Source organism: Cupriavidus sp. 01L46, assembly GCF_056399905.1.
Genome location: NZ_JBFTSF010000022.1, coordinates 38,007 through 53,530, shown reverse-complemented (window position 1 = coordinate 53,530; position 15,524 = coordinate 38,007). Strand labels below are relative to the sequence as shown.

14 protein-coding genes are annotated in these 15,524 nt (G+C 67.5%); 10 read left to right on the top strand and 4 right to left on the bottom strand.

Translation table 11 applies throughout. The features are described 5' to 3' along the window. The first annotated feature begins 15 nt into the window (after positions 1-15). The 10 genes from AC1DS3_RS06235 (at position 16) to AC1DS3_RS06190 (ending at position 11,490) form a co-directional block, all read left to right on the top strand. Positions 16-981, top strand: a complete 966-nt coding sequence (locus tag AC1DS3_RS06235; RefSeq protein WP_441636205.1) for an aldo/keto reductase — start codon at positions 16-18, stop codon at positions 979-981. A gap of 27 nt (positions 982-1,008) precedes the next feature. Next, positions 1,009-1,782 carry a haloacid dehalogenase type II gene (locus AC1DS3_RS06230; protein ID WP_441636203.1) on the top strand — a complete coding sequence of 258 codons (774 nt, stop codon included), beginning with the start codon at positions 1,009-1,011 and terminating at the stop codon, positions 1,780-1,782. A 263-nt stretch (positions 1,783-2,045) separates the two neighbouring features. Next, positions 2,046-4,070: a sigma-54-dependent Fis family transcriptional regulator gene (locus AC1DS3_RS06225; RefSeq protein WP_477126854.1), complete on the top strand. Its 2,025-nt coding sequence runs from the start codon at positions 2,046-2,048 to the stop codon at positions 4,068-4,070. Positions 4,071-4,331: 261 nt separating this feature from the next. Continuing rightward, positions 4,332-5,456 carry an ATP-NAD kinase family protein gene (locus AC1DS3_RS06220; protein WP_441636199.1) on the top strand — a complete coding sequence of 375 codons (1,125 nt, stop codon included), beginning with the start codon at positions 4,332-4,334 and terminating at the stop codon, positions 5,454-5,456. Positions 5,457-5,467: 11 nt separating this feature from the next. Next, positions 5,468-6,472 (top strand): thiamine pyrophosphate-dependent dehydrogenase E1 component subunit alpha, encoded by a 1,005-nt coding sequence (locus AC1DS3_RS06215; protein WP_477126853.1) that lies wholly within the window; start codon positions 5,468-5,470, stop codon positions 6,470-6,472. A 60-nt stretch (positions 6,473-6,532) separates the two neighbouring features. Then, entirely contained in the window at positions 6,533-7,549 is a 1,017-nt protein-coding gene (locus AC1DS3_RS06210; protein WP_441636197.1) for an alpha-ketoacid dehydrogenase subunit beta, read from the top strand. After that, a complete protein-coding gene (locus tag AC1DS3_RS06205) occupies positions 7,549-8,661 on the top strand; it encodes an acetoin dehydrogenase dihydrolipoyllysine-residue acetyltransferase subunit (protein ID WP_477126852.1) in 1,113 nt (370 codons plus the stop codon). The genes AC1DS3_RS06210 and AC1DS3_RS06205 overlap by 1 nt, the downstream gene beginning before the upstream one ends. 132 nt (positions 8,662-8,793) lie before the next feature. Then, a complete protein-coding gene (locus tag AC1DS3_RS06200; protein ID WP_477126851.1) occupies positions 8,794-9,570 on the top strand; it encodes an SDR family NAD(P)-dependent oxidoreductase in 777 nt (258 codons plus the stop codon). A gap of 65 nt (positions 9,571-9,635) precedes the next feature. Further along, the gene (locus AC1DS3_RS06195; RefSeq protein WP_441636191.1) at positions 9,636-10,391 is read left to right on the top strand and encodes a lipoyl protein ligase domain-containing protein; all 756 of its coding nucleotides are present in this window, start codon (positions 9,636-9,638) and stop codon (positions 10,389-10,391) included. 133 nt (positions 10,392-10,524) lie between these two features. Next, the gene (locus AC1DS3_RS06190; protein ID WP_477126850.1) at positions 10,525-11,490 is read left to right on the top strand and encodes a CaiB/BaiF CoA transferase family protein; all 966 of its coding nucleotides are present in this window, start codon (positions 10,525-10,527) and stop codon (positions 11,488-11,490) included. Between the two features lie 308 nt (positions 11,491-11,798). Here the strand turns inward: AC1DS3_RS06190 and AC1DS3_RS06185 are convergent, their stop codons facing one another. The 4 genes from AC1DS3_RS06185 to AC1DS3_RS06170 form a co-directional block, all read right to left on the bottom strand. Continuing rightward, the gene (locus AC1DS3_RS06185) at positions 11,799-12,101 is read right to left on the bottom strand and encodes a HigA family addiction module antitoxin (protein WP_441636187.1); all 303 of its coding nucleotides are present in this window, start codon (positions 12,099-12,101) and stop codon (positions 11,799-11,801) included. Positions 12,102-12,241: 140 nt separating this feature from the next. Further along, positions 12,242-13,078 (bottom strand): shikimate dehydrogenase family protein, encoded by an 837-nt coding sequence (locus AC1DS3_RS06180; RefSeq protein WP_441636185.1) that lies wholly within the window; start codon positions 13,076-13,078, stop codon positions 12,242-12,244. Between the two features lie 112 nt (positions 13,079-13,190). Further along, positions 13,191-14,639, bottom strand: a complete 1,449-nt coding sequence (gene gabD / locus AC1DS3_RS06175) for an NADP-dependent succinate-semialdehyde dehydrogenase (protein ID WP_441636183.1) — start codon at positions 14,637-14,639, stop codon at positions 13,191-13,193. A gap of 138 nt (positions 14,640-14,777) precedes the next feature. Next, complete coding sequence (locus AC1DS3_RS06170) at positions 14,778-15,518, bottom strand: SDR family NAD(P)-dependent oxidoreductase (RefSeq protein ID WP_441636181.1); 741 nt, start codon at positions 15,516-15,518, stop codon at positions 14,778-14,780. Positions 15,519-15,524 lie beyond the last annotated feature (6 nt).

Sequence of the window (15,524 nt, the reverse complement as noted above, 5' to 3'; positions counted from 1 at the left end):
CGCGGAGCAAAACGCATGACCTCAAGCATCACCACACGCAAACTGGGCAGGTCCGGGCTGGAAGTCTCGCCCTTGGCATTTGGTGGCAACGTGTTCGGCTGGAGCGCCGACGAGGCCACCTCCTTCAAGCTGCTCGATGCCTTTGTMGGCGCCGGGCTCAACTTCATCGATACCGCCGACGTGTACTCGCGCTGGGTGCCGGGCAACCAGGGCGGCGAGTCCGAGGCGATCATCGGCAAGTGGTTCAAGCGCAGCGGCAAGCGTGCCGAGGTGGTACTGGCCACCAAGGTGGGCAAGGACATGGGCGAGGGCCGCAAGGGTTTGTCGCGCGCCTATATCGAACGCGCCGTCGACGCGTCGCTGCAGCGCCTGCAGACTGACTACATCGATCTCTACCAGTCGCATGACGACGAAGACCGGGACACGCCGCTCGAGGAAACCCTGGACGCCTACGCCCGCCTGATCAAGGCGGGCAAGGTGCGCGCCATCGGCGCCTCCAACTACAGCGCCGCGCGCCTGGCCGAGGCGCTGGAAACCAGCCGCCGCCACAACCTGCCGCGCTACGAGAGCCTGCAGCCGCACTACAACCTCTATACCCGCAGCGAGTATGAGGCCGAGCTTGAGCCGCTGGTGCTGCGCGAAGGCCTGGGCGTGTTCAACTACTATGCGCTGGCCAGCGGCTTTCTCAGCGGCAAGTACCGCTCCGAGGCCGACCTTGACAAGAGCGGCGCGCGCGGCCAGCGCGTCAAGGCCTATCTCGACGCGCGCGGCCTGCGTATTCTGGCGGCGCTGGACGACGTCGCGGCACGCACCGCCACCAACCCGACGCAGGTAGCGCTGGCCTGGCAGATGGCGCGCCCCAGCATTACCGCGCCGATTGCCAGCGCCACCTCGCTGGCGCAGCTGGGCGACCTGATTGCCGCCACGCGCCTGCCACTGAGCGCCGGCGATATCGCACTGCTGGACCAAGCCAGCGCGTGAGCCGGCCTACCCCGGAGGAGATAAGGGATGCATGAGAACAGAATGCGCCACGGCAACAGCGCCGGCAACAGCGCCGGCAGCAAGGCGGCGGACCTGAGCGCGGTCAAGGCGCTGGTGTTCGACGTATTCGGCACCGTGGTGGACTGGCGTACCAGCGTGATTGCGGACCTGTCCGCGTTCGGGCGGAAGAAGGGCATCGAGGCCGACTGGACCGCCTTTGCCGACGCCTGGCGCGCCGGCTACGTGCCCGGCATGGAGCGCGTGCGCAAGGGCGAGCGGCCGTGGGCCAATATCGACGTGCTGCACCGCGAACGGCTCGACGCGCTACTTGACCAGTTCGGCATCGAGGACCTCAGCGAAGCGGAGAAGGACTACCTCAACCGCGCCTGGCACCGCCTCTGCGGCTGGCCGGATACCGTGCCCGGCCTCACCCGGCTAAAGCAGCGCTACATCATCTCCACCTTCTCCAACGGCAGCGTGCAGTGCCTGGTCGACACGGCCAAGCATGCCGGCCTGCCGTGGGACGCGGTGTTCAGCGCGGACATCGTGCGCCACTTCAAGCCGGAGGCGGAGATCTATCAAGGCGTGATGGCTTTCCTCGACCTGCAGCCGCAGGAGGTGATGCTGGTTGCGGCGCACAACAATGACCTGCGGCATGGCCGCTCGCATGGCATGCGGACGGCTTATGTCAACCGGCCCACGGAGTACGGGCCGAACCAGGCGAAGGATCTGGCGGCCGAGTCGGACTGGGATGTGGTGGTGGATAGCTTGACGGCGCTGGCGCAGCGGCTGGGCGTTTGAGCGCCTGCGCGCGCTAACTAGCGCACATCGGCTTGGGAAAGCCTGCCTTTGCGGCCTTCCGCCGTGAAGCGCTGGCTGCACTTGGCGCGCACCTCGCGCGCCCGGCCAGTGCGATCGGGTTTGCCCAAGCCGCTGCCTGTCGGATACATTAGGACTCCCGGCCGCCCACGCCGCAACCCTGCGGCGCCACAGAGGCCATGCCAGAGCCGGGAGTTGGTGCGCGCCGGCACGGCAGCGCGCCAGGAGACGACAAGGAGACCACGATGGACCTGCGGCAACGCGAGCACATCGACACGGTAGTCCAGCTCACCACCCGCGCCGGCGCGCCGATGGTGCGTGCGCCGGAAACCATCATCCAGAATTCGTGGCGGCGCTGCGTGCATCAGTACGGGCTGGATCCGGCGCGCATGCAAGAGGCGCGCATCCTGCCGCAGACCCGGCTGCGCGAGCACCAGCAGCGCATCGACGATTTCGCGCGGATTGCCCGCCACGGGCTGCAGACGCTCTATAGCCAGGTGGCCGGCATGGGCTACGTGGTGCTGCTGACCGACGCGCAGGGCGTGACGGTGGATTACCTGGGCGACGCCAACGCCGATGCCCGCCTGCGCCACGCCGGCCTGTACCTGGGCGCGCAATGGAGCGAATCCGGCGCCGGCACCTGCGCGGTGGGCACCGCGCTGGCCACCGGCCAGGCGCTGACCGTGCACCAGGCGGATCATTTCGACGCCACCCATATTCCGCTGACCTGCACCGCCGCGCCGCTGTTCGATTCGCACGGCAGCCTCTGCGCCATCCTCGACATTTCCGCGCTGACCTCGCCGCAGGCCAAGGACAGCCAGGGCCTGGCGCTGCAGATGGTGCGCATCTACGCCAGCCGGATCGAGAACGCCAGCTTCGTGCGCAGCCACCGCGAAGACTGGATCCTCAAGCTCAACGCCGCACCGGAATTTGTCGACGTCAACCCGGAATACCTGCTCGCGCTCGATGCGTCGGGCCGCATCGTTGGCCATAACCGCCGCGCGCAGCAGATGCTGGAGGCCGAGCTGGGCGTGGCACCGGGTGGCGCGCCGCTGCTTGGCATGCCGTTCGAGTCGCTGTTCGAGGCGCGGCTCGATGAGCTGGGCCGCTTCATRCATTCGCGCCCCAGCGAGCAGCGCGCGCTGGCGCTGGCGCGCACCGGCGCGCAGCTTTACCTGAGCGTGATGCCGCCGGCGCTGCGCTGGCAGCGCGCGCGCGATACCGCCGAGCGGGCTACGCCGCTGCAGGCGCCGCTGGCCGCACTGTGCGGTGGCGATGCCGCATTGCAGCAGCAATTGCTGCGGGCCGCAAAGCTGGTGGATTCGCCCATCAACCTGCTGATCAACGGCGAGACCGGCAGCGGCAAGGAGTACCTGGCCAAGGCCCTGCACCAGGCCAGCACGCGCCGCGACGGCCCCTTCGTGGCGGTGAACTGCGCGGCGATTCCCGAATCCCTGATCGAGAGCGAACTGTTCGGCCACCTGCCCAACAGCTTTTCGGGCGCGGGTTCGCGGCCCAAGCGCGGGCTGATCCAGGAGGCTGACGACGGCACGCTGTTTCTCGACGAGATCGGCGACATGCCGCGCGAGCTGCAATCGCGCCTGCTGCGTGTGCTGGCCGAGGGCGAGGTGCTTGCCATCGGTGCGGCGCGCCCGGTGCCGGTCAACCTGCGCGTGATTTCCGCCACGCACCATCCGCTAGACCAGCTGGTGAGCAGCGGGCGCTTTCGCGAGGACTTGTACTACCGGCTCAACGGCGCGCGGCTGATGCTGCCGCCGCTGCGTGAGCGCACGGACCTGGACTGGCTGATCGGCAAGATGCTGGACGCGGGCGGCAAGCCAGCTACCGTGAGCCTGTCGCCCGCGGCGCGCGCGCGGCTGCACGCGCACCGCTGGCCCGGCAACCTGCGGGAGCTGCGCAATGCGCTGGAGTACGCGCGGGCGGTCTGTGACGACGGCCACATCGAGGTGGAGGATCTCCCGGAGGGGATTGGCGAGGGGATGCCGCAGCAGGGCTTGCTTGCGGTTTTCGCCAGCGTCCCGCCGGGCAGCGCGGCCACTGAGGCCGCCAGCGCGCCGGCCTTGCCGGCCCCCGGCTTCGACCCGCACCAGCTGCCGCCGGAAGGCATGCTGCTGATGCAATACCTGCGCGCGGCTGGCTGGAACCTGAGCGCGGTGGCGCGCCAGATCGGCGTGAGCAGGATGACGCTGTACCGACGCATGGCGCGCTACGGCATCGCGTCGCCCAACCAGCGCGACGCGGCGCACTAGCCAGCCGGCAAGCATGGCGGCGCGGCTCGCCCGCGCCGCCTTCCCTGCCCGGCGCGAGATCCCCGCTACACCTGTTCACCCCCCTGTACACGTGATGCTGTGACACCTGTCACGCTGCGGCGTGCGCACGGCCCGCAAAGTCCCTGCGCGCCCCGTCTTTTCCTGGGGTAATCCCGAGTTTTTGCCGTCTCCGGCGTGCCGATGCGGGGTGGCACGGCCATTGCGATATGCCTGTCATAACCAGAAAGACAGGAGACAGGCATGGGTGAGCAAGCGCTGGCCGACCGGCCACTGGTCGGCATCATCGCCAACCCGATTTCCGCGCGCGATATCCGCCGCGTGATCGCCAACGCCAACACGCTGCAACTGGCCGACCGCGTCAATATCGTGCTGCGCCTGCTGGCCGCGCTGGCTGCCTGCGGGGTCGGTCGCGTGCTGATGATGCCGGACCGCGAGGGCATGCGCGTGCTGCTGGCGCGCCACCTGTCGCGCCGCCAGGGGCCGGACGCCGCGCTGCCGGACGTGGAATACCTTGACATGCCGGTCACCGCGCGCGTCGACGACACCTTCCTGGCCGCACGCATGCTGCGCGAGGCGGGCGTTGCCGCCATCATCGTGCTCGGTGGCGATGGCACCCACCGCGCGGTGGTGCGCGAATGCGGCAACGTGCCGATTGCCGGCATCTCCACCGGCACCAACAACGCCTACCCCGAAATGCGCGAGCCCACCATCACCGGGCTGGCCACGGGGCTGTTTGCCAGCGGCCGCATTCCCGCCGCGCATGCGCTGGCCGCCAACAAGCGGCTCGACATCACGATTGCCGGCGAAGGCGAGGTGCGCCACGACATCGCGCTGGTCGACGCGGTGATCGCCCACGAGCATTTCATCGGCGCGCGCGCCTTGTGGAAGACCGAGACACTGGGCGCGGTCTACGTGTCCTTTGCCGATCCGCAGGCGATTGGCCTGTCCGCCATCGGCGGCTTGCTGGAACCCGTGGGCAGGCATGAGCCCGGCGGCCTGGCGATCGAGCTGGCCGCGCCCGGCGAAGGCCGCTTCGCGCTGCGCGCGCCGATTGCGCCGGGCCTGCTGCGCGCGGTGCCCATCGCGGGCTGGGAGCGCCTGACCGACGGTGTAGCGCACCGCGTGCGCCAGCGCGCCGGCATCGTCGCGCTGGACGGCGAGCGCGAGCTGGTGTTCGGCCCGCAGGACGAGGTCACCGTGACGCTGCGCGAGCGCGCCTTCCTGAGCATCGACGTGGCGGCCTGCATGCGCTACGCCGCCGCCGCCGGATTGATGCGCGGCGGGCGCGCGCCGCCACCTCGGCGACAGCARCATTCCCCACCCCAGCCACTCACCGAGCTTTCTACCGCCACCACAAAACCATGAAGGAGACAGACATGACAGCCAACGCATCCGGTACCACCGGGAACACGCTGCCCCTCGACAAGCAGGAACTGCTCGCCGTTTATCGCAGGATGCGCACCATCCGCGATTTCGAAGAGCGCTTGCACGTGGACTTCGGGCGCGGCGATATTCCCGGCTTCGTCCACCTCTACGCCGGCGAGGAAGCCGCCGGGGTCGGCATCCTGCACCACCTGGGCGACGGCGACCGCATCGCCAGCACCCACCGCGGCCACGGCCACTGCATTGCCAAGGGCGTTGACCCGGTGGCGATGATGAAGGAGATCTACGGGCGCAAGGGTGGCTCCTGCAACGGCAAGGGCGGCTCCATGCATATCGCCGATCTGTCCAAGGGCATKATGGGCGCCAATGGCATCCTGGGCGCGGGCGCGCCGCTGGTCTGCGGCGCCGCGCTGGCCGCCAAGTTCCGCGGCAAGGGCGAGATCGGCATCACCTTTGCCGGTGACGGCGCATCCAACCAGGGCACGTTCCTGGAGAGCCTGAACCTGGCCGCGGTGTGGAACCTGCCGGTGATTTTCGTGATCGAGAACAACGGTTATGCCGAATCCACCGCACGCGACTACGGCACGGCAGTGGACAGCTACGTGGACCGCGCCGCCGGCTTCGGCATTCCCGGCGTGACGGTGGATGGCACGGACTTCTTCGCGGTGCATGAGGCGGCGGGCGAGGTCATCAAGCGGGCCCGCGAAGGCGGTGGCCCGGCCCTGCTGGAATGCAAGATGGTCCGCTTCTACGGCCACTTCGAGGGCGACGCGCAAACCTATCGCGCCTCCGGCGAGCTCGACGACATCCGCGCCAACAAGGACTGCCTGAAGAAGTTCACCGCCACCGTGACCCAGGCCGGCGTGATCGCGCTGGACGAACTCAAGGCCATCGACGAGCAGGTTGCCGCACTGATCGAGGACGCCGTGCAGCAGGCCAAGGCGGCGCCGTTCCCCACGCCCGCCGACCTGCTGACCGATGTGTACGTCAGCTACTGAGCGCGCGACCTCCGCCATTCCGAGACCTAACGACAGAAAGCACGATCAGGAGACCACACCATGTCCCGCAAATTAAGCATGAAGCTGGCGATCAACGAAGCGATTGACCAGGAAATGACCCGTGACCCGAGCGTGATCATGCTCGGCGAAGACATCGTCGGCGGCGCCGGCGCGGACGGCGAGAAAGACGCCTGGGGCGGCGTGCTCGGCGTGACCAAGGGCCTGTACGCCAAGCACGGCGACCGCCTGCTGGACACCCCGCTGTCCGAATCCGCCTATGTGGGCGCGGCCATCGGCGCCGCGGCTTGCGGCATGCGCCCGATTGCCGAGCTGATGTTCATCGACTTCATGGGCGTGTGCTTCGACCAGATCTTCAACCAGGCGGCCAAGTTCCGCTACATGTTCGGCGGCAAGGCCGAGACACCGGTGGTGATCCGCGCCATGGTGGGCGCGGGTTTCCGCGCGGCCGCCCAGCACAGCCAGATGCTGACGCCGCTGTTCGCGCATATCCCCGGCCTCAAGGTGGTGTGCCCCAGCACGCCATATGACACCAAAGGCCTGCTGATCCAGGCGATCCGCGACAACGACCCCGTGATCTTCTGCGAGCACAAGAACCTTTATGGTTTCGAAGGCGAAGTGCCGGAGAACTCGTACGCGATTCCCTTTGGCGAGGCCAATATCGTGCGCGACGGCAAGGACGTTTCCATCGTCACCTATGGCCTGATGGTGCACCGCGCGCTGGAGGCGGCGGCCACGCTGGCCAAGGAAGGCATCGAAGCGGAGATCGTGGACCTGCGCACGCTCTCGCCGCTGGATATCGACACCGTGCTGGAGTCGGTGGAAAACACCGGCCGCCTGGTGGTGGTGGATGAAGCCAGCCCGCGCTGCAACATCGCCACCGACATCTCGGCACAGGTGGCGCAGCGCGCCTTCGGCGCGCTCAAGGCCGGCATCGAGATGGTCTGCCCGCCGCATACGCCGGTGCCGTTCTCGCCCGCGCTGGAAGACCTGTACATCCCCAGCGCGGCGCACATCGCCGATGCCGCGCGCAAGACCGTGAAAGGAGGGAAACACTGATGGCCGAGATCACTCCGATCGTCATGCCCAAATGGGGCTTGTCGATGAAAGAAGGCACGATCAACGACTGGCTGGTCGAGCAAGGCGCGCAGATCACGGTCGGCATGCCCATCCTCGACGTGGAGACCGACAAGATCGCCAACGCGGTGGAAGCGCCGGACGCCGGCACCCTGCGCCGCAAGGTGGCGGCCGTGGGCGACATCCTGCCGGTCAAGGCGCTGCTGGGCGTGCTGGCGCCGCCCGAGGTCAGCGACGCGGACATCGACGCCTTTGTCGCCGCCTATGAAACTCCCGCCGCCGATGAGCAAGACGAGGGCGCCGCCGCCTCGGCCTATCAGTTCATCGAAGTCGACGGCATCCGCACGCGCTACGCAAAGCGCGGCGAGGGCGCGGACACCGTGTTGTTCATCCATGGCTTCGGCGGAGACCTGGACAACTGGCTGTTCAACCTCGACGCGCTGGCCGATGCGCACACCGTCATCGCGCTGGACCTGCCGGCGCACGGACACGCCACGCCYAGGCTGCCCGGCACCACGCTCGCATCGCTGGCAGGGTTCGTCGCGCATTTCATGGATGCACTCGACATCGGCCAGGCCCACCTGGTGGGCCACTCGATGGGCGGCGGCGTAGCCGCGCAGCTAGCGGTGGACGCGCCGYAACGCGTGCGCTCGGTCGCGCTCGTATCGCCGGCCGGCCTTGGCGAGGAGGTCAACAGCCGGTACACCGAAGGCTTCGTCAACGCGCAATCCCGCCGCGACCTCAAGCCGGTGGTGGAGCTGCTGTTCGCCGATGCCGGGCTGGTCAGCCGCCAGATGCTGGACGACCTGCTCAAGTACAAGCGGCTGGACGGCATTACGGAAGCGCTCGGCACACTAGGCGCCAGCCTGTTCGGTGGCGGCCGGCAAACCGAACTGCCCGGTCACAGGCTGGGCGATACCGGCAAGCCTGTGCTGGTGATCTGGGGCGCGCAGGATCAGATCATCCCCGCATCACACGCGGCCAACGCGCCAGCCGGTGCGACGGTGAAGGTGTTCGACGATGCCGGCCATATGAGCCAGATGGAGAAAGCCAACGAGGTCAACGCGCTGCTCAAGCGGCATATCGGCGGCTGACGAAGCGGAGTCCCGCCGGTTTGCTCCCCTCTCCCGCAAGCGGGAGAGGGGAGCAAACCCAGCGCGTCGCGCGATGTCATTCGTGCCGTACGCGCTTAAGACAATCAACAAAACACGCAAAGGAGACCACCCATGAACCACCCCCTGACGGGACAAGTCGCCGTCATCACCGGCGGTGCACGCGGCATCGGCCGCGGCATCGCCCTGACACTCGCCAAAGCCGGCGCTGACATCCTGATCGCCGACCTTCTCGAAGACGCCATGCGCGAGACCGCGGAAGACGTGCGCGCGCTCGGCCGCCGGGTGAGCACCCTCAAGGTCGACGTGACAAAGCCCGAGATGCACCGCGCCATGGTCAAGCAAGCACTCGACCAGCTCGGCKGCCTGGATATCCTGGTCAACTGCGCAGGCGTCATCAGCATCCACCCCGTCGATGCACTCAGCGAGCGCGACTGGGATTTCGTCATGGACGTCAACGCCAAAGGTACCTTCCTTGGCTGCCAGGCCGCGCTGGAACACATGAAAGCCCAGCACAAGGGCCGCATCATCAACGTCGCCTCGATCGCCGGCAAGGAAGGCTTCCCCAACCTTGCCCACTACAGCGCCTCCAAGTTCGCGGTGGTTGGCTTCACCAATGCCCTGGCCAAGGAAGTGGCGCGCGACGGCATCACCGTCAACGCGATCTGCCCCGGCATTGTGCGCACCTATATGTGGGATCGCCTCTCCGACGAATGGAAGGCCGACGGCGAATCGGTGGAGGATTCCTGGGCGCGTCATCAGCTCACGCTGATCCCGCAGGGACGGGCGCAGACGCCCGAAGACATGGGCCGGATGGCGCTGTTCTTCGCGACCATGGACAATGTGACCGGGCAGTCGGTCAACGTCGACGGTGGCTTCACCTTCCATTGACCGGCACCGGGCCGCGGTGCGGCCCGGCATGTGCGCGTCCCGTCCCGGCGCTTACCGGTCATGCCATGCGATTTGAATTTCTCGATCCCGATCCAACCGACCCCGATCCCTTGCACGCCGAGCAGGCGCTGCTGGAGCAGGCATCCGCCGGCCGCTGGCTGGCGCACCTGTGGCAGGCGCCGGTTTCGCTGGTGGTGCCGCGCAGCTACCTGCGGCATGCGCAACTGGAGGCCGCGCGCGCCGATTTTGCCGCGCGTGGCTGCCCGGTCTGGCTGCGCCTGTCAGGCGGCGGGCTGGTGCCGCAGGGCCCGGGCATCGTCAACCTGAGCCTGGCCTATCCGGTGCGCGGCGGCGCCGGGACCCATGCCGAGCCGGCCTATCTGCATCTGTGCGAGGTGCTGGCCGCCGCATTGAGCCGCCTTGGGTTGCAGACGCACTGGCAAGCGGTGGATGGGTCGTTTTGCGATGGCCGCTTCAACCTGGCCTGGGGCCCGCCGGAGCAGGCCCGCAAGATTGCCGGCACGGCGCAATACTGGCGCCGCGTGGCGGGCGCGGGCGACGCCAGCCTGCACGTGGTGCTGGCGCACGCCGTGCTGCTGGTCAGCGCCGATCCTCAGGAGATCAATGGCCGCGCCAACGATTTCGAGGCCGCCATCGGCAGCGGGCGCCACTACCGTGCCGACAAGGTGGTCAGCGTGGCCCAGGCACTGGCCGACAGCGGCCGGCCGGTACCCGGCGACCTTGCCGAGCGCACGTCCCAAGCGCTGCGCGAGGCGCTTGCCGCGACGCCGCCGGCGTTCGCGGCAACGGTCCCGGCCTAGGCCCAGGCCGTTGTTGCGTGCGTGTTCGCGTATTCGCGTATTCGTCGTTATTGACGATTCCACATCCCGGCGAGCGTGGCAAACTGACCGGCAAGACGCTTCCCTCGCGGGAGCAGACAACCGGAGACAGGACATGGCGGGACCGTTGGCTGGACTGAAAGTGGTGGAAATGGTTGGGATCGGCCCGGCGCCGTTCTGCGCGATGATGCTGGCCGACCAGGGCGCCGAGGTGATTCGCATCGACCGCCCCCGCCCGGCCAAGCCGGGCGAGGCGCCGGCCACCGGCGCGGGCAAGGCGCGCTGCGACGTGACCGCACGCGGCAGGCGCTCCCTGGCCATCGACCTGCGCAAGCCTGGCGCGGCCGAGGTCGTGCTGGACCTGATCGCCAAGGCCGATGTACTGATCGAAGGCTTTCGCCCTGGCGTGATGGAACGCCTTGGCCTGGGGCCGGAGCCTTGCCTGGCGCGTAATCCGGCGCTGGTGTACGGCCGTATGACTGGCTGGGKCCAGCACGGGCCGCTAGCCCAGGCCGCCGGCCACGATATCAACTACATTGCCATCGGCGGCGCCCTGCATGCCATCGGCCGGGCGGGGGAGCCGCCCGTGGTGCCGCTCAACTACGTCGGCGACTTTGGCGGCGGCGGCATGCTGCTGGCATTTGGCGTGATGTGCGCCATCAACGAAGCCCGCAACTCCGGCAAGGGGCAGGTGGTGGATGCGGCCATGACCGATGGCACCGCATTGCTGTCCGCCATGATGTACGGCTTCAAGGCCGCCGGGCGCTGGACCAACCAGCGCGGCGACAATTTGCTGGATGGCGCGGCGCATTTCTACGACACCTATGCCTGCGCGGATGGCAAGTACGTCGCGGTGGGCGCCATCGAGCCGCAGTTCTACGCGCTGCTGCGCGAGCGCTGCGGCCTGGACGATCCGCTCTTCGACAAGCAGCTCGACAAACGCCACTGGCCCGAGCTCAAGGCCCGCATGACCGCGCTGTTCCTCACCCGCACGCGCGCGCAGTGGTGCGAGCTGCTGGAAGGCAGCGAGGTGCGGATAGTGAGGCGGTGTTGCGGGATTGGGGGGTGGCGGGGGAGGTGATTGGCGGGTTGCGGCGGGATGGGGTGATTTGAGTTTGATATTGCTGATGTAACTGCTTGCCGTTCAACGTCAAAGGCTTAAAGTCAAAGGCAGTTTCACCTCCCCTGCGGGGCGGCGACCTACTTTCTTGTCTTGCCAAGAAAGTAGGCAAAGAAGGCGCGCCGGATGGGGCGACGCCCCATACGGCCTAGGTGAACCTTGACGGCTCGCTTCGCATCGCGGGTTGGTGTGGACCGCCCTTGGGGGCGCTCCGCACGGCTACACCGAATCTTGATCGCGCGATATCGCTTTTTTTTCGCGCTGGTTTGCTAAGCGGCGACGGCATGCTCCTTGATAGCTGCCAGTTTCTCCGCGCCGATCTTTTCCTTTGCCCTTTCGGTGTCGTAGTGGGTTTGGAGGTTCATCCAGCTTTGGGCATCGGTGCCGAAGAACACGCCGAGCCGGACGGCCGTATCGGCGGTGATGGCGCGCTCACCCTTGACGATCTCGTTGATGCGCCGAGGCGGGACATCGATTGCCTTGGCGAGCGCGTATTGGCTGATCCCAAGCGGCTCAAGCCAGTCCAACTGCAGGATTTCCCCTGGCGTGGCCAGCAGAATTTCTCGTGCCATGGTTTGCTCCTTTAGTGGTAGTCGACGATCTCGACGTCGGTCGCGTTGCTGTTTGCCATCCACCGGTTTGCTCCCCTCTCCCGCTTGCGGGAGAGGGGCGGGGGAGAGKGCGGGCGTTCGTTATGCCGCCGTGCTCGTGCTCAGTCCACCGGCCCCAGGATCCGCTCGACAAACTCCGGTGCCAGCGCAACGCCCAGGAAGCGCGAGATCTCCACGATCTGTCCATACAGCATCCATTGCCCGTGATGCACCGCGCAGCCGCGTTCGCGCGCGGCCTTCAGCAGCGGGGTATCGCCATCGCGGATCACCGCCTCGCAGACCAGCGTGCCTGCGTCCAGTTGCGCAGCGGGGAGCGGCGTGGCGTCGGTATCGCGCAAGCCGAGCGCGGTGGCGTTGACAACGACATCGAAGCCGGCGGGGTTGTTATCGCCGGCACGAATCGAGACGGCCGGCAGCACCGCTTTCAGGCTTGCCGCCAGCTCTTGCGCCTTGTCGGCGGAGCGGTTGTAGATGACCAGTTCGGCGGGCTGCTCGCGGGCCATGGCATAGGCCATCGACTTGCCGGCGCCGCCGGCGCCAAGCTGCAGCACGCGCTTGCCAGACAGGCTGTGGCCGCGTTCGCGCAGGCCGGCGACGAAGCCGTCGCCATCAAAGTTGCCACCGACCCAAAAGCCCTTCTGGCGGTCGAAGCGCATCGCATTGACGGAGCCGAGCAGGCGCGCGGCATCGGTCAGTTCACCACAGATGGCCACCACCGCCTCCTTGTGCGGCATGGTGACGACCAGGCCTTGCAGGTTTTGCGCGGCCGGCGCGCCGGCGAGGAATGCCTGCAATTGCGCCGCGTCCACATGGAAGGGCACGCAGACGGCGTTCAGGCCCTGGCGGGCGACCGAGGCATTGAAGAGTTGCGGCGTGCGCACGTGCGCGATGGGGGCGGCGATGATGCCGACAAGCTGGGTATTGCCATCGATCTGCATTGCGGGATTCCGGGTAACGTGGAAGAGGGGGAGAAGAAAGGAGAGAAGAAGGGAGAGGAAGACGGGCGCGGGAGGCGGGACGGCCGCGCCGTCCCGCGGGCATGGCGATGGCTCAGATGCCGGCCATGCAGGTGTACTTGATGACCAGGTAGTCCTCGATGCCGTAGTGCGAACCTTCGCGGCCCACGCCCGATTGCTTGACGCCGCCGAAGGGCGCGACCTCGTTCGAGATCAGGCCGGTGTTGACGCCGACCATGCCGTACTCCAGCCGCTCGGAAACGCGCCACACGCGGCCGAGATCGCGTGCGTAGAAATAGCTCGCCAGGCCGAATTCCGTGTCGTTGGCCATGGCGACGACTTCGTCCTCGGTCTCGAAGCGGAACAGCGGCGCGAGCGGGCCGAAGGTTTCTTCACGCGCGACCAGCATGCCGGGCTTCACGTCGGCCAGCACGGTAGGCTCGAAAAACGATTGCCCGAGCGCGTGGCGCTTGCCGCCTTGCAGCACGCGCGCGCCTTTGGAGATCGCGTCGGTGATATGTTCCTCGACCTTGGTCACGGCCTTGCCGTCGATCAGCGGCCCGATGCGCACGCCGTCTTCCATGCCGTTGCCCACCTTCAGCGCGCGTACCGCCGCGACCAGCTTTTCGGCGAAGGCGTCATAGACCTTGCTGTGCACATAGAGGCGGTTGGCGCAGACGCAGGTCTGTCCCGCGTTGCGGTACTTGGACACGATGGCGCCTTCCACGGCGGCATCCAGGTCGGCATCCTCGAACACGATGAAGGGCGCGTTGCCGCCGAGTTCCATCGAGACCTTCTTGATGGTGGACGCCGTCTGCGCCATCAGCGTACGGCCGACCTCCGTCGAGCCGGTAAAGGTGAGCTTGCGCACCAGCGGGTTGCTGCTGAGTTCGCCGCCGATGGCGGAAGCCGAGCCGGTGACGACCGACAGCACGCCTGCGGGAATGCCGGCGCGTTCCGCCAGTGCCACCATGGCCAGCGCGGTCAGCGGGGTTTGCGAGGCGGGCTTGACCACCATCGTGCAACCTGCCGCCAGCGCCGGGCCGGCCTTGCGCGTGATCATTGCCGCGGGGAAATTCCACGGCGTGATGGCCGCGCACACGCCCACCGGTTCCTTGGTGACGACGATGCGCTGGTTGCTGACCGGTGCGGGAATGGTCTCGCCGTAGACGCGCTTGCCTTCCTCGGCGAACCACTCGATGAACGAGGCCGCGTAGCCGATCTCGCCGCGTGCTTCGGCAAAGGGCTTGCCTTGCTCGGCGGTCATGATGCGGGCCAGGTCGTCCTGGTTCGCCAGCAGCAGTTCGAACCACTTGCGCAGCAGCGCGGAGCGTTCCTTGGCGGTACGCGCGCGCCAGGCCGGCAGGGCACGGTTGGCGGCCTCGATGGCCTGGCGCGTTTCGTCGGCGCCCAGCAGCGGCACCTGGCCGACGCGCTCGCCCGTAGCGGGATTGGTCACGTCGATATGACGCTGCGCATCGGTCCAGCGGCCATCGATATAGCACTGCTGGCGCAGCAGGGAGGGGTCTTGGAGTTGCAACATGGTCTGTTTCCGGTTCCGTAGCGATGTTGGGGGATTCGGCGCAGCGCCGCTGACGGCAGGTTAGCAGGATCCGGCGATCTCGTTTGGCCGCCGGACGGATGATCAAACCGCGATTCAAGCCGCGATTCAACCCGCGATTCAACCCGCGATATACAGCCCGCCATTGACGTGCAGCACCTCGCCGGTGACAAAGCTGGCCGCGTCGCTGCACAGGAAGCCGATGGCGGTGGCGATCTCGCGCGGGTGGCCGAGGCGCTTGAGCGGTGTCTGCTCGACGGAATCGGCGCCGCGTTTCTGGATCAGCTCGGCGGTCATGGGGGTTTCGATCACGCCCGGCGATACAGCATTGACGCGGGTGCGCGGCCCGAGTTCCCGCGCCAGGCTGCGGGTGAGGCTGAGCAGGCCACCCTTGGAGGCCGAATAGTGCGCATTGTAGTAAGCGCCCCGGTGCGCCGCCACCGACGTCAGGTTGACGATGGCGCTGTTCTCGCGCAGCGCGGGAATGGCGCGGCGCACAAGATAGAACACGCCATCGAGGTTGATCGACAGCGTCTGCCGCCATTGCGCGTCGCTCATCCCGGCCACAGGCTGGGCCTGGTACAAGCCTGCCGACGGTACCAGGAAATCGATGCCGCCGAAGCGCGCCTGCGCGAGCGCCACGGCGCGCTCGCAATCGTCGGGGCTGGCGGCGTCCATGCGCAGCGTGGCGATGCGCTCGCCGCTCGGGTCCAGTTCGCTGGCAAATCCGGCGACACCGGCTTCGTCCAGATCCGTCAGTACCAGGTTGGCGCCGTGCGCCAGGAACAGCTTGGCCGTCTCACGGCCGATGCCGCCGTTGGCGCCGGTCAGCAGCAGCGTGCGTTGATCGAAGTTGTACATGTTGTC